The organism is Paraburkholderia sp. JHI2823, assembly GCF_038900695.1.
In the GTDB taxonomy this organism is placed as follows: Bacteria; Pseudomonadota; Gammaproteobacteria; order Burkholderiales; family Burkholderiaceae; genus Paraburkholderia; species Paraburkholderia mimosarum.
Window position 1 is genome coordinate 359096 of sequence record NZ_JAYMRY010000001.1, and the last position, 12713, is coordinate 371808.

Genomic DNA, 12713 nt, shown 5'->3' on the forward strand with positions numbered 1-12713 from the left:
AAAACCCGCGCGGCACGAACACACTGTTGCGCCCGGCTAAATAGTCGGCGAACAACGCTTGACTATCACGGGAGGTCAAGCCTCGTCGGCGCGCCTGGACCTGGTCGTGTCGAGATGCGTGTTCCGGGCCGCATACAACTCGCGGAACGTGCGGCCAACCGGGGCAGGCATGTCGCGGCCGTTTGTCCAGCCGCGCGCGAACGGCAGCTTGCGGATGAGCCGCGCCTGCCCGCCCATGCGCTCCAGGATCCGGACGCCCAGGCGTGTGACGAGCCCATAGGCGCCCGGATGCAGCGCGAGCCAGCCCCACGCGGCCAGTGCAGCGCGTTCCCGCCAGGGGCGCAGATGGCGCTCGGTTTGTTTCTCGCGCAGCTTGCGCAAAAGATCCGAAAGCGGAATGCCGACCGGGCAGACGCTGTTGCATTCACCGCAGAGCGTCGCCGCCTGCGGCAGATCGAGGGCCTGGTCGATACCGACGTAGCTCGGCGTGAGCACGGAGCCCATCGGCCCCGGATAAACCCAGCCATAGGCATGGCCACCCACCTTTTGATAGACCGGGCAATGGTTCATGCAGGCGCCGCAACGGATGCAGCGCAGCATCTCCTGGAACTCGCCGCCGATGAGGCCAATGCGGCCGCCGTCCACTAGCACGACATACATGTGCTCGGGGCCGTCCTGGTCGTCGGACCCGCGCGGCCCCGTCAGCACCGAGAAGTAATTCGACGTGGCCTGCCCCGTCGCCGAGCGCGGCAGCAGGCGCATGGCGGTAGCGAGATCTTCGAGCGTGGGGAGCACCTTCTCGATGCCGGTGACCGCCACGTGCACGCGCGGCATCACGGTGCACATGCCCTCGTTGCCCTCGTTCGTCACCAGCACCACCGAGCCCGTTTCCGCGACGAGAAAGTTGCCGCCCGTCACCCCCATGTCGGCCGAGAGAAAGTGCGGGCGAAGCACTTCGCGCGCCTCGCGCGTCATGTCGGGGATTTCGGTCAGGCGCGGCTTACCGTGCGTCCTGGCAAAGAGCCCGGCGATCTCGTCCTTGTCCTTGTGGACGACGGGCGCAATGATGTGGCTGGGCGCCTCGTTGTCGTTGATCTGCAGGATGTACTCGCCCAGGTCGGTCTCGATGGACTGCACGCCCATTTCCGCCAGCACCGCGTTGAGCCGCATTTCCTCGGAGACCATCGACTTCGTCTTGATCACCTTGCGCACGTCGTGCCGGCGCGCAATGTCCGCGACCAGCTTCGCGGCGTCGCGCGCCGTTTCCGCATAGAGCACGGTCACGCCCCGCCGCGTGGCCTCGGTCTCGAACTGCTCGAGCCAGACATCGAGGTTTTCGAGCGCGCGATTGCGGCGAGCCTTGAGCGCCGCGCGCGTGGCTGGAAAGTCGATTGCCGTGATGGCCTCGGCGCGCGCGGAAACGAACTTCGTCGAGAGTTTCTTGAGGTTCTGCTGCAGACGCTGGTCGGCCAGCTTCTGGCCGGCGCGCGCCTTGAACTGCATCGATTGGACTTGCATGGTGTCAGCGCAATGGTGGGCGGGTTCGGGCGAGGCGTGACGAATGGGCGAGGAATCGGCGACGACGAGCGGCGCGTCAAACGTCGCCGGCCAGCACCTGCGCGATGTGCAGCACGCGCGTGGCGGTATCCCCGTTGCGGCGCAAACGACCTTCGATGTTCAGCATGCAGCCGAGGTCGCCGAGCACCACGGCGCCCGTACCGGTCGCCGCTACATTCGCGCATTTTTCGTCTGCAATGGCCGTCGAGATATCGCCGTATTTCACGGCAAAGGTGCCGCCGAAGCCGCAGCAATGCTCGCAGTCCTTCATTTCCCGCACTTCCACGCCGCGCTGGGCGAGCAGCGCGCGCGGCTGTTCCTTCACTCCGAGTTCGCGCAGGCCGGAACACGAATCGTGATAAGTCACGGGGCCGTTGAACTCCCCTTGGGGCAGCGTGACCTTCGCGACATTGACGAGGAAATCCGTGAGTTCATACACGCGCTCGCGCAGCTTGCCGTAACGCGCCATCAATTCTGGATCGTCCCGGAACAGGTCGCCGTAGTGCACTCGGACCATGCCGCCGCACGAGCCCGACGGCACCACCAGGTAGTCGAACTGCTCGAATTCGCGCAGTGTCTTTTCCGCGAGATCACGAGCGATCGCCCGCTCCCCCGAGTTATAGGCCGGCTGACCGCAGCAGGTTTGCGCGGGCGGCACGATGACCTCGTAGCCCGCATCTTCGAGCAGCTTCAGCGTCGAAAAGCCAATTTCAGGGCGCATCGTGTCGATGAGGCAGGTGACGAACAGACCGACTCGCATGGGAACTCCTCGTGAAAACCGTCCCCGATTATCCGCTGTTTCGCCGCCGTCACCAACGCGGGCCTGGGCTGCCTGGCCGGCTAAATATATTCCGCACTGCAGCGCACATCGGCCGCCAAGCGCTTACTTTTTTCACAATACGAGATACAATGCCTTTTCCGCCTCACGCGTCAAACGAATCTGAACCCATGAGCGACACCCATCCAGATCCGAAGACCTCGATTCAGGTGATCGAGCGCATGATGCGCCTGCTGGACGCGCTGGCCGCGCATAGCGACCCTGTGAGCCTGAAGGAACTTGCGCAACGCACCGAACTGCATCCTTCGACAGCGCACCGCATCCTCAACGACATGGTGAGTTGCCGTCTCGTCGACCGTTCCGATCCCGGCACGTACCGGCTCGGCATGCGCCTGCTCGAACTCGGCAACCTCGTGAAAGCGCGACTGTCCGTGCGCGACGCGGCGCTCACGCCCATGCGCGAACTGCACCGCCTCACGGGCCAGACCGTCAACCTTTCCGTGCGCCAGGGCGACGAGATCGTCTATATAGAACGCGCTTACTCGGAGCGTTCGGGCATGCAGGTGGTGCGCGCGATCGGCGGACGCGCCCCGTTGCACCTCACGTCGGTGGGCAAGCTCTTCCTCGCCGCCGACGAGGCGAACCGCGTGCGAGCCTACGCCACGCGTACCGGCCTGTCGGGCCATACGCGCAACAGCATTACCGATCTGGGCCGCCTCGAGCGCGAACTCGCTCATGTGCGCCAGCAATTCTGCGCACGCGATAACGAAGAACTCGAACTGGGCGTTCGCTGCATCGCGGCGGGTATTTACGACGACACCGGCAAACTGGTGGCGGGCCTTTCGCTTTCGGCCCCCGCCGATCGCCTGCAGGATTCGTGGCTCGGCCAGTTGAGCAAGACCGCGCTCACCATTTCAGAATCGCTCGGCTACCACCCGGAGCCCGCCGAAGGTAACGCCCAGCCCGCCTGAAGCTGGCCAGGACCGCCGTCCAGAGCCGCTTACGGAAACGAACGGAGCGGCAACCTCTCAAAGCAGAACGCCCCGCGATTGCGGGGCGTTTTCGTTGCAGTGCGAAATCAGTCCGCAACTCGCACATCGGCACGCTGCGTGCCGGACTACCGTTCAGGTGCCGGGACCGCTTGCATCCGCACTCGTGATACGCGGCTGCTGGTCGGCGCCGCCATTGTCGAGCCACGTACGCACGCGCGTAGCATCCGCGAAGCGCGAGTACTTGCCGCTCGAATCGAGCAGCACCATGATCACCGGACGATTGTGGATCGTGGATTGCATGACGAGGCACTCACCGGCTTCGTTGATGAAGCCTGTCTTCTGGAGGCCGATGTCCCACGAGGCGTTGCGCACCAGCGCGTTCGTGCTGTTGTAGGCAAGATTGCGCTTGCCCGTGAACACGTCGTAGCTGCGGTCGGTCGAGAACTGGCGAATCATCGGGTATTGGTAAGCCGCGTTCACCATCTTCACGAGATCCCGTGCGGTGGCGACGTTGCGGCTCGTCAGACCCGTGGAATTCTCGAAGTGCGTATCGGTCATGCCGAGCTGCTTCGCCTTCGCGTTCATCGCCGCGATGAACGCCGGACGGCCACCCGGGTAGTAGCGCGAGAGCGCCGCCGCCGCGCGGTTTTCCGAGGCCATCAACGCGATGTGCAGCATGTCTTCACGCGAAAGCACCGAACCCACCGAGAGACGCGAACCCGTGTTCTTCTCGTAATCGCGGTCTTCATCGGTCACTTCGATCGATTCCGAGAGGGGTGCCTTGGAATCGAGCACGACCATGGCGGTCATCAGCTTCGTGATCGAGGCGATCGGCACAACCGCATGCGAATTCTTGTCGAAGAGCGGCTCGAGCGTGTTCTGGTCGACCACGTAGGCCACACCCGAACGCAGCATCAGCGAGTCGGGCGTCTCGTGCAGGCCGAAGGCCTGGCCGACCGTCGGCTGGCGCGGCTCGAACGCCACGCGGCGCATCGCCGAATGATGGCGACCGTTCATCGTGTAGGTGACGCGGCGTTTTTTCGCCACCGGGCGCGCAACGTCTTCCTTCGAGGCGGCGCTGCGGGTTGTGGCCGCCTGGTTGCCGGCCGTTGCCGGCTCGGCCTTCGCAACCTTCTTGCTGGCTTTCTTCGCCTTGGCCGTTTTGGCCGGCGCGGCGTCTTGCGACGCAGCAAAGGCGCCTTCGGGCGCCACGAGCGTCGCACCGATGGCGACGGACACAGCAACCGACAACGCGGCGCTGATGACCGACGACGGCATCAGTGAGAACGACAGGAGCTTGTCGGATTTCATTGGTGTTCTTGATGGAGCGGCGGGATCGTTCGCCAAGTGTAGTAAAACCACAAAAAATTCGCAAATTGAAGCACTTATCGGCGCTCATTAAACCGAAATATGACCTTCGATTGAGCAGATCAATGCACTTCCCGCGTTCGATTGCGTTCGATGGAGGCAGACAATCCCCCCGCCACGACGCCGCTTGCTGAGAACGCTTACGGCGCACGCAAAGTGCGCTTGCTGCGTTAACGGCGTTCGTCGTACAGAACTTGAACTGAGGAAAATGCGGATGAACCGCCTGACCACCGGTGCCGCCGTGCCGCGCGACACGCGTTCGACTGCAATAGATCATTAACGTTCCATGTAGCAATTCGGTAGACGCATTCGGTGAAATCCCGCATCTGCTTTCACGCGAGATCAGGCGCACCTTGCAGAAAGCGGTTCTCCGCCGCTCCCCGAGCCCGCGCACTGGTTGCTGTCGCGATTGTCGCAGCCCTCCTAACCATCATGCATAAGTGATTGTTTAATAATAATTTGTTGAGATTGTGCGACGCACCAAAAAATCTTGACTTTCTTCCGCGAGATCCTAAAATCGAGGTAATGTTGCGACGCACAACGCGAGCGACAGAGCACCAGCGTAGTGCCACTTCTTACTTCAGGCGACCCAAGAAGGCCGCCGACCAATCCAGGAGCGTAAACATGAGTCTGCTGACCCCTGAGCAATTCGCCGCTGCCCAGAAAGCCAACGTCGAAACCCTGTTCGGCCTCACCGGCAAGGCATTCGAAGGCGTGGAAAAGCTCGTCGAATTGAACCTTCAGGCTGTCCGCTCGAATCTGGCGGAAACGCAGGAACACGCCCAGCGCGCACTGTCGGTCAAGGACGCGCAGGAATTCCTGGCCCTGCAAACGAGCTATGCCCAGCCGCTGACCGAAAAGCTGCTGTCGTATGGCCGTCACGTGTATGAAATCGCCTCGGCCACCCAGGCCGAGTTTGCGAAGGTCGCCGAAGCCCACTACGAAGAGCAGAACCGCAAGGTTCAGTCGCTCGTCGATAACGTCGCGAAGAATGCGCCGGCTGGCTCGGAAACCGCGGTCGCCGTGATCAAGTCGGCCATCAACGCCGCGAACACGACCTACGAAACGGTCCACAAGGCCACGAAGCAAGCCGTGGAAATGGCCGAAAGCAACTTCAACGCCGCCACCGCCGCCGCCAGCAAGGCCGCCGCACAGGCTTCGCGCTCGGCTGCCGCTTCGGCCACCAAGAAGCCGGTCTGAACGTAGTGCGTCGAACCCGGGGCCCGCACTGAAACAGCGCGGCGCCCGATGCCGGACCTGAACGCTCCGGCATGCCTCACGGCGTGCCACTTGCCCGGTCGCCGACCGGGATTTCTTTTTACGCTCAGGCGCCTCTCGTAGCACCGGCAGGACCACGCGGCACACAGCGTTACCCCAAATGCAAACGGCGCACTCCTCGCGGAGTGCGCCGTTTCTTCATGGGCGCCGCCCGGTGAGGCGGCGCGGCACGAGCTTACTTCTTCTTTTGCGGCGGCAAGTCGGTACACACGCCTTCATACAGCTCCGCAGCCATGCCGATCGACTCGCCCAGCGTCGGGTGCGGGTGGATCGTCTTGCCGATGTCGGTCGCGTCCGCGCCCATTTCCACCGCGAGGCACACTTCGCTGATGAGGTCGCCCGCGTTCAGGCCGACGATGCCGCCGCCGATCACGCGATGCGTCTCTTCGTCGAAGATCAGCTTCGTGAAGCCCTCGTCGCGGCCGTTGGCGATCGCACGGCCCGAAGCGGCCCACGGGAACACGGCCTTGCCGTACTTGATGCCTTCGGCCTTGCACTGGTCCTCGGTCTTGCCGGCCCACGCCACTTCCGGATCGGTGTAAGCCACCGACGGAATCTGCAGTGCGTCGAAGTACGCCTTCTCGCCGTGCGCGGCTTCCGCCGCCACATGGCCTTCGTGCACGGCCTTATGCGCGAGCATCGGCTGCCCGACCACGTCGCCGATCGCGAAGATGTGCGGCACGTTGGTGCGCATCTGCTTGTCGACTTCGATGAAGCCGCGATCCGTCACCGCCACGCCCGCCTTGTCCGCGCCGATCTTCTTGCCGTTGGGCGAGCGGCCCACGGCCACGAGCACGAGGTCGTAGCGCTGCGCCTCGGCCGGCGCCTTCTCGCCTTCGAAGCTCACATAGATGCCGTCCTGCTTCGCCTCGGCCTTCGTGGTTTTGGTCTTGAGCATGACGTTCGCGAAGCGCTTCGCGTTGTACTTCTCCCAGACCTTCACGAGATCGCGGTCCGCACCGGCCATGAGGACGTCGAGCATTTCCACGACGTCGATCTGCGCGCCGAGCGTCGCATAGACCGTCGCCATTTCCAGCCCGATGATGCCGCCGCCGATGACGAGCATCTTCTGCGGAATCTGGCGCAACTCCAGCGCGCCGGTCGAATCGACCACGCGCGGGTCTTCCGGCATGAACGGCAGCTTCACGGCCTGCGAGCCCGCCGCGATGATCGCCTGCTTGAACCTGACGATCTTCTTGCCGCCCTCGCCCACCACTTCCATGTGGTGCGGATCGAGGAACGCGCCCACGCCCGTCACGACTTCGACCTTGCGCGCCTTGGCCATGCCGGCGAGGCCACCGGTGAGCTTCTTGACGACGCCCGACTTGAAGTCGCGCAGGCGGTCGAGATCGATTTGCGGCTTGCCGAACGTGATGCCGTGCGAGGCGAGCTCTTCGGCTTCGTCGATCACGAGCGCCGTGTGCAGCAGCGCCTTCGACGGAATGCAGCCCACGTTCAGGCAGACGCCGCCGAGCGTCGAATAACGCTCGACCAGCACGGTCTTCATGCCGAGGTCGGCGGAGCGGAACGCCGCCGAGTAGCCGCCGGGGCCCGCGCCGAGCACGAGCATGTCGCACTCGACGTCCGCGTTGCCGCTGAAACTGCCGGCCTGCGGCGCCGGCGCAGCTGCCTTCGGTGCTTCGGCGGCCTTGGGTGCTTCAGCCTTGGGCGCCTCAGCCTTCGGCGCCGGCGCCGCTGCGCCTTCCGAAGCCTCGACCAGTGCGATCACCGTGCCTTGCGACGCCTTGTCGCCGGCCTTGATCTTCACTTCCTTGACGGTGCCCGCGACATCGCTCGGCACTTCCATCGTGGCCTTGTCCGACTCGAGCGAGAGCAGCGTCTGTTCTTTCTCGATCACGTCACCGGCCTTGATGTTGACTTCGATGACGTCGATGTCCTTGAAGTCGCCGATATCCGGCACTTTCACTTCGACGAGACTCATGGTGTCCCCTTTTGGACGACCGGCCGCGCCCGCCGCGGCGCGCACGCATTCACACGTGCGGCGCCGCCAGCGTAAGCCGGTCGATGCGGTTTTACAGAATCACGCGGCGGAAATCGCCGAGGATCGAAGCGAGGTACGCGTTGAAACGCGCGGCAGCCGCGCCGTCGATCACGCGGTGGTCGTACGAGAGCGAGAGCGGCAGCGTGAGGCGCGGCACGAACTGCTTGCCGTCCCACACCGGCTTCATGGCGCTCTTCGACAGACCGAGAATCGCGACTTCCGGCGCATTGATGATCGGCGTGAAATGCGTGCCGCCGATGCCGCCGAGCGACGAGATCGAGAAGCAGCCGCCTTGCATCTGGTCGGGCTTGAGCTTGCCGTCGCGCGCGAGCTTCGAGAGGTCGGCCATTTCCTTCGCGATGTCGACGAGACCCTTCTTGTCCGCGTCGCGGATCACGGGGACGACGAGGCCGTTCGGCGTGTCGGCGGCGAAGCCGATGTGGTAGTACTGCTTGAAGACGAGGTTGTCGCCGTCGAGGCTCGCGTTGAAGGTCGGGAACTTCTTGAGCGCCGCGACGCAGGCCTTGATGACGAACGCGAGCATCGTGAATTTCACGCCTGCCTTCTCGTTCTCCTTGTTCAGCTGCACGCGCAGCGCTTCGAGCTCGGTGATGTCCGCTTCGTCGTTGTTCGTGACGTGCGGGATCATGACCCAGTTGCGGTGCAGGTTCGCGCCGGAAATCTTCTTGATGCGCGAGAGCGGCTGCGTGTCGATCGGGCCGAACTTCGTGAAGTCGACCTTCGGCCACGGCAGCAGGTTCAGGCCCGCGCCACCTGCGGCGGGAGCGGCTGCAGCGCCGGCAGGCGCGGCGAGCGCGCCCGTCATCACGCCCTTCACGAACGCGGTGACGTCGTCCTGGGTAATGCGGCCCTTCGGACCCGTACCCGTCACGCGGGCGACGTCCACGCCGAGTTCGCGCGCGAACTTGCGCACCGAGGGTGAAGCATGGCTCGGACGGCGCGCGCCGCCTTCGCCAGCCGGGATGATCGGCGCCTGTGCGAGCGCCGACGGTGCGGCAGGCGCGGGCTGGGCTGCTGCGGGCGCAGGCGCGTCCGACGGCAGTTCGACGGGCTTCGCAGCCGGCGCGGCGGCCGCAGCCGAAGCACCTTCCGCTTCGACGACGACGATCTCCGTGCCTTCCGACACGTTGTCGCCGACCTTGACCAGGATTGCCTTGACGACGCCGGCCACCGGGCTCGGCACGTCCATCGTCGCCTTGTCCGATTCGAGCGTGACGAGCGACTGCTCCTTCTCGACACGGTCGCCGACCTTCACGCCGACCTCGATGACGGGCACGTCCTTATAGTCGCCGATGTCCGGCACCTTGACGGTTTGCGCGCCGCCGCCCGCGGCGGCCGGTGCAGCGGCCGGTGCCGGTGCAGCAGCAGCCGCTGCGGCAGGCGCCGGTGCGGCGGCAGCCGGTGCCGCTGCCGGGGCAGGTGCAGCGGCCGGAGCCGCAGCCGCGCCGGCGCCGTCCAGCACGAGCACGAGCGAGCCTTCCGACACGTTGTCGCCGACCTTGACCTTCACGTCCTTGACCGTGCCCGACGCCGGGCTCGGCACGTCCATCGTCGCCTTGTCGGACTCCAGCGTGATGAGGGATTGTTCTTTTTCGACGGTATCGCCCGCCTTTACCAGCACCTCGATCACAGGAATGTCCTTGTAATCGCCGATGTCCGGCACCTTGACTTCGATCGCTTGACTCATTGTTTTGTCTCCGGGGCCGCATAAAACGCGCCTCCCCGCTTCGGGGAGGCGCGCATGCCATGCACGGGGTGATGGGTTAGACGGTCATCGGGTTGGGTTTGGACGGATCGAGGTTGTACTTGGCGATGGCTTCGCCCACCACCTTGCGCTCGATCTTGCCTTCGTCCGCGAGCGCATTGAGCGCCGCGATCGTGGTCCAGTAGCGATCGACTTCGAAGAAGTGACGCAGCTTCTCACGCGTGTCCGAACGGCCGAAGCCGTCGGTGCCGAGCACCACGAACTTGCGCGGCACCAGACCGCGGATCTGGTCGACGAGCGCCCGCACGTAGTCGGTCGATGCGATGACCGGGCCTTGCGTGCCCTTGAGCAGCTTTTCGACGTGCGATTCGCGGCGCGGCTCGCTCGGGTGCAGCAGGTTCCAGCGCTCGACTTCATGGCCTTCGCGGGCCAGTTCGGTGAAGCTCGGCACGCTCCAGAGGTCGGCTTCGACGCCCCAGTCGTTCTTCAGCAGGTCGGCGGCGGCGATCACTTCGTTGAAGATCGTGCCCGCGCCCAGAAGTTGCACGCGCGGCGCCTTGGCGTTGTCCGCGCCCTTGCGGAACGCGTACATGCCCTTGATGATATCGGCCGCCACGCTCTCGCCCTGCGGAATCGCCGGGTGCTCGTAGTTCTCGTTCATCACCGTGATGTAATAGAACACGTCTTCCTGGTCCTGCACCATGCGGCGCAGACCATCCTGCATGATGACCGCGAGTTCATAGCCGAACGTCGGGTCGTAGCTCACGCAGTTCGGCACCGAAGCGGCCCACAGGAGCGAGTGGCCGTCTTCGTGCTGGAGGCCTTCGCCGTTGAGCGTCGTGCGGCCTGCCGTGCCGCCCAGCAGGAAGCCGCGCGAGCGCATGTCGCCCGCGGCCCATGCGAGGTCGCCGATGCGCTGGAAGCCGAACATCGAGTAGAAGATGTAGAACGGGATCATGATCTCGCCGTGCGTCGAGTACGACGTCGCGGCTGCGATCCAGTCCGACATGCCGCCGGCTTCGTTGATGCCTTCCTGCAGGATCTGACCCGTCTCCGATTCCTTGTAGAACATCAGCTGGTCGGAGTCTTCCGGCACGTACTTCTGGCCCTGCTGGTTCCAGATGCCGATCTGGCGGAACAGGCCTTCCATGCCGAAGGTGCGCGACTCGTCCGGCACGATGGGCACGACGCGCTTGCCGAGCGCCTTGTCCTTCAACAGGATGTTGAGGATACGCACGAACGCCATCGTCGTGGAGATCTCGCGGCCTTCGCCCGTGCCCTTGAGCAGCGGCTCGAACGCGTCGAGGCTCGGCACCGGGAGCGACTCGGCCTTCTGGCGGCGAGCCGGCAGGTAACCGCCGAGGTCCATGCGCTTCTGGCGCATGTATTCGAGTTCCTTCGAGCCTTCCTCGAACGTGAGATACGGCACGTCGACGATCTGCTCGTCCGTGATCGGCAGACGGAACTGGTCGCGGAACTTCTTGAGCTGATCCACCTGCATCTTCTTTTGCTGGTGGGTGATGTTCATCGCCTGGCCGGCTTCGCCCATGCCGTAGCCCTTGATCGTCTTCGCGAGGATGACGGTCGGCTGGCCCTTGGAGTTCGATGCCTCGTGGAACGCCGCGTAGATCTTGTGCGGGTCGTGGCCGCCACGGTTCAGGTTCCAGATGTCGTCGTCGGACCAGTCGGCGACCAGCGCCTTCAGCTCCGGCGAGTTGAAGAAGTGCTCACGCACGAAGGCGCCCGACTCCGACTTGTACGTCTGGTACTCGCCGTCGACGACTTCCATCATGCGGCGCATCAGCGCGCCCGATCTGTCACGCGCGAATAATGCGTCCCAGCGAGATCCCCAGATGACCTTGATGACGTTCCAGCCCGCGCCGCGGAACTCGCTTTCGAGCTCCTGGATGATCTTGCCGTTGCCGCGCACCGGACCGTCGAGGCGCTGCAGATTGCAGTTGATGACGAACACGAGGTTGTCCAGACGCTCGCGGCCGGCCATGCCGATCGCGCCGAGCGATTCGGGCTCGTCCGTCTCGCCGTCGCCGAGGAAGGCCCATACCTTGCGGCCCTCGGTCTTCGCGATGCCGCGCGCCTGCAGGTACTTCATGAAGCGCGCCTGGTAGATCGCCATGATCGGGCCGAGGCCCATCGAGACGGTCGGGAACTGCCAGAAGTCGGGCATGAGCCACGGGTGCGGGTACGACGAGATGCCCTCGCCGCCCACTTCCTGGCGGAAGTTGTCGAGCTGCTTTTCGGTCAGGCGGCCGAGCAGGAACGCGCGCGAGTAGACCCCCGGCGACGAGTGGCCCTGCACGAACACGAGATCGCCGCCGTGCTCGGCCGAAGGCGCGCGCCAGAAGTGGTTGTAACCGACGTCGTAGAGCGTGGCCGCCGAGGCGAACGAGGCGATATGGCCGCCGACGTTCGTATGCTTGCCCGCGCGCAGCACCATGGCCATGGCGTTCCAGCGCGTGTACGAGCGGATGCGGTGCTCGATGTCCTGGTCGCCGGGATTGCGGGCCTGGTTGGCGACCGGAATCGTGTTGATGTACGGCGTGTTGGCCGAGAACGGCAGATGCTCGCCGTGCACGCGCGCGAACTCGATCTGCTTCTCGATGAGGTAATGGGCGCGATCAGGGCCGACCGTCGAGATGACGCCGTCCAGCGCTTCGAGCCATTCGGCAGTTTCCTGGGGATCCTCGTCCTTGTCGGCGGCAACGTACTTTAGGACTTCGTCGGGTACAGCGGACATGCTCGTCTCCTGATGGGGGAACGCTGTTGATCGGGCCATGTTGGCGGCAGCGCTTGAGGCGCGACCGGGCCAACCGCAGCAGCTTCCGGGCGATTGTAATGACCCCCCTGGGCCTTGCGCAACAAAATTTTCGAATTGCGAGATGTGATTTTATAATGTGGAAAATTGCTGCAGCGCACGCTTAATCGTTCGCGCCCCTGTGGCGATAACGGTCAGTTTGCACCCGTTTATCGGCGATTTACTGCTTTTTTCGCGGC

The 12713-nt window shown here is 64.3% G+C and carries 8 protein-coding genes; 2 read left to right on the plus strand and 6 right to left on the minus strand.

Translation table 11 applies throughout. From position 1 onward, the window contains the following. Positions 1–75: 75 nt before the first annotated feature. Positions 76–1518 (minus strand): lactate utilization protein B, encoded by a 1443-nt coding sequence (locus tag VSR34_RS01770; RefSeq protein WP_342961718.1) that lies wholly within the window; start codon positions 1516–1518, stop codon positions 76–78. A gap of 76 nt (positions 1519–1594) precedes the next feature. Beyond that, entirely contained in the window at positions 1595–2317 is a 723-nt protein-coding gene (locus tag VSR34_RS01775) for a (Fe-S)-binding protein (RefSeq protein ID WP_342961719.1), read from the minus strand. A 188-nt stretch (positions 2318–2505) separates the two neighbouring features. Between VSR34_RS01775 and VSR34_RS01780 the strand changes: the two genes are divergently transcribed. Beyond that, entirely contained in the window at positions 2506–3306 is an 801-nt protein-coding gene (locus VSR34_RS01780; RefSeq protein WP_028210073.1) for an IclR family transcriptional regulator, read from the plus strand. A gap of 153 nt (positions 3307–3459) precedes the next feature. Here VSR34_RS01780 and pbpG read toward each other — a convergent pair whose 3' ends face one another. Beyond that, entirely contained in the window at positions 3460–4638 is a 1179-nt protein-coding gene (pbpG, locus tag VSR34_RS01785; RefSeq protein WP_028210074.1) for a D-alanyl-D-alanine endopeptidase, read from the minus strand. 681 nt (positions 4639–5319) lie between these two features. On the opposite strand from pbpG, the gene VSR34_RS01790 reads away from it, so the two are divergent. Then, entirely contained in the window at positions 5320–5895 is a 576-nt protein-coding gene (locus tag VSR34_RS01790; protein WP_028210075.1) for a phasin family protein, read from the plus strand. Positions 5896–6148: 253 nt separating this feature from the next. Here VSR34_RS01790 and lpdA read toward each other — a convergent pair whose 3' ends face one another. The 3 genes from lpdA to aceE all read right to left on the minus strand — a co-directional run bounded on the left by lpdA (position 6149) and on the right by aceE (position 12456). Next, positions 6149–7915 (minus strand): dihydrolipoyl dehydrogenase, encoded by a 1767-nt coding sequence (gene lpdA, locus VSR34_RS01795; protein ID WP_028210076.1) that lies wholly within the window; start codon positions 7913–7915, stop codon positions 6149–6151. Between the two features lie 91 nt (positions 7916–8006). After that, positions 8007–9683: a dihydrolipoyllysine-residue acetyltransferase gene (aceF, locus tag VSR34_RS01800; RefSeq protein ID WP_342961720.1), complete on the minus strand. Its 1677-nt coding sequence runs from the start codon at positions 9681–9683 to the stop codon at positions 8007–8009. A gap of 76 nt (positions 9684–9759) precedes the next feature. Further along, positions 9760–12456 (minus strand): pyruvate dehydrogenase (acetyl-transferring), homodimeric type, encoded by a 2697-nt coding sequence (gene aceE, locus VSR34_RS01805; RefSeq protein ID WP_342961721.1) that lies wholly within the window; start codon positions 12454–12456, stop codon positions 9760–9762. Positions 12457–12713: the final 257 nt, after the last annotated feature.

Excerpts from the sequence above, each read along its gene's own strand:
- VSR34_RS01770 (WP_342961718.1), bottom strand. The coding sequence starts at position 1,518 with ATGCAAGTCCAATCGATGCAGTTCAAGGCGCGCGCCGGCCAGAAGCTG.
- VSR34_RS01775 (WP_342961719.1), bottom strand. The coding sequence starts at position 2,317 with ATGCGAGTCGGTCTGTTCGTCACCTGCCTCATCGACACGATGCGCCCT.
- VSR34_RS01780 (WP_028210073.1), top strand. The coding sequence starts at position 2,506 with ATGAGCGACACCCATCCAGATCCGAAGACCTCGATTCAGGTGATCGAG.
- pbpG (WP_028210074.1), bottom strand. The coding sequence starts at position 4,638 with ATGAAATCCGACAAGCTCCTGTCGTTCTCACTGATGCCGTCGTCGGTC.
- VSR34_RS01790 (WP_028210075.1), top strand. The coding sequence starts at position 5,320 with ATGAGTCTGCTGACCCCTGAGCAATTCGCCGCTGCCCAGAAAGCCAAC.
- lpdA (WP_028210076.1), bottom strand. The coding sequence starts at position 7,915 with ATGAGTCTCGTCGAAGTGAAAGTGCCGGATATCGGCGACTTCAAGGAC.
- aceF (WP_342961720.1), bottom strand. The coding sequence starts at position 9,683 with ATGAGTCAAGCGATCGAAGTCAAGGTGCCGGACATCGGCGATTACAAG.
- aceE (WP_342961721.1), bottom strand. The coding sequence starts at position 12,456 with ATGTCCGCTGTACCCGACGAAGTCCTAAAGTACGTTGCCGCCGACAAG.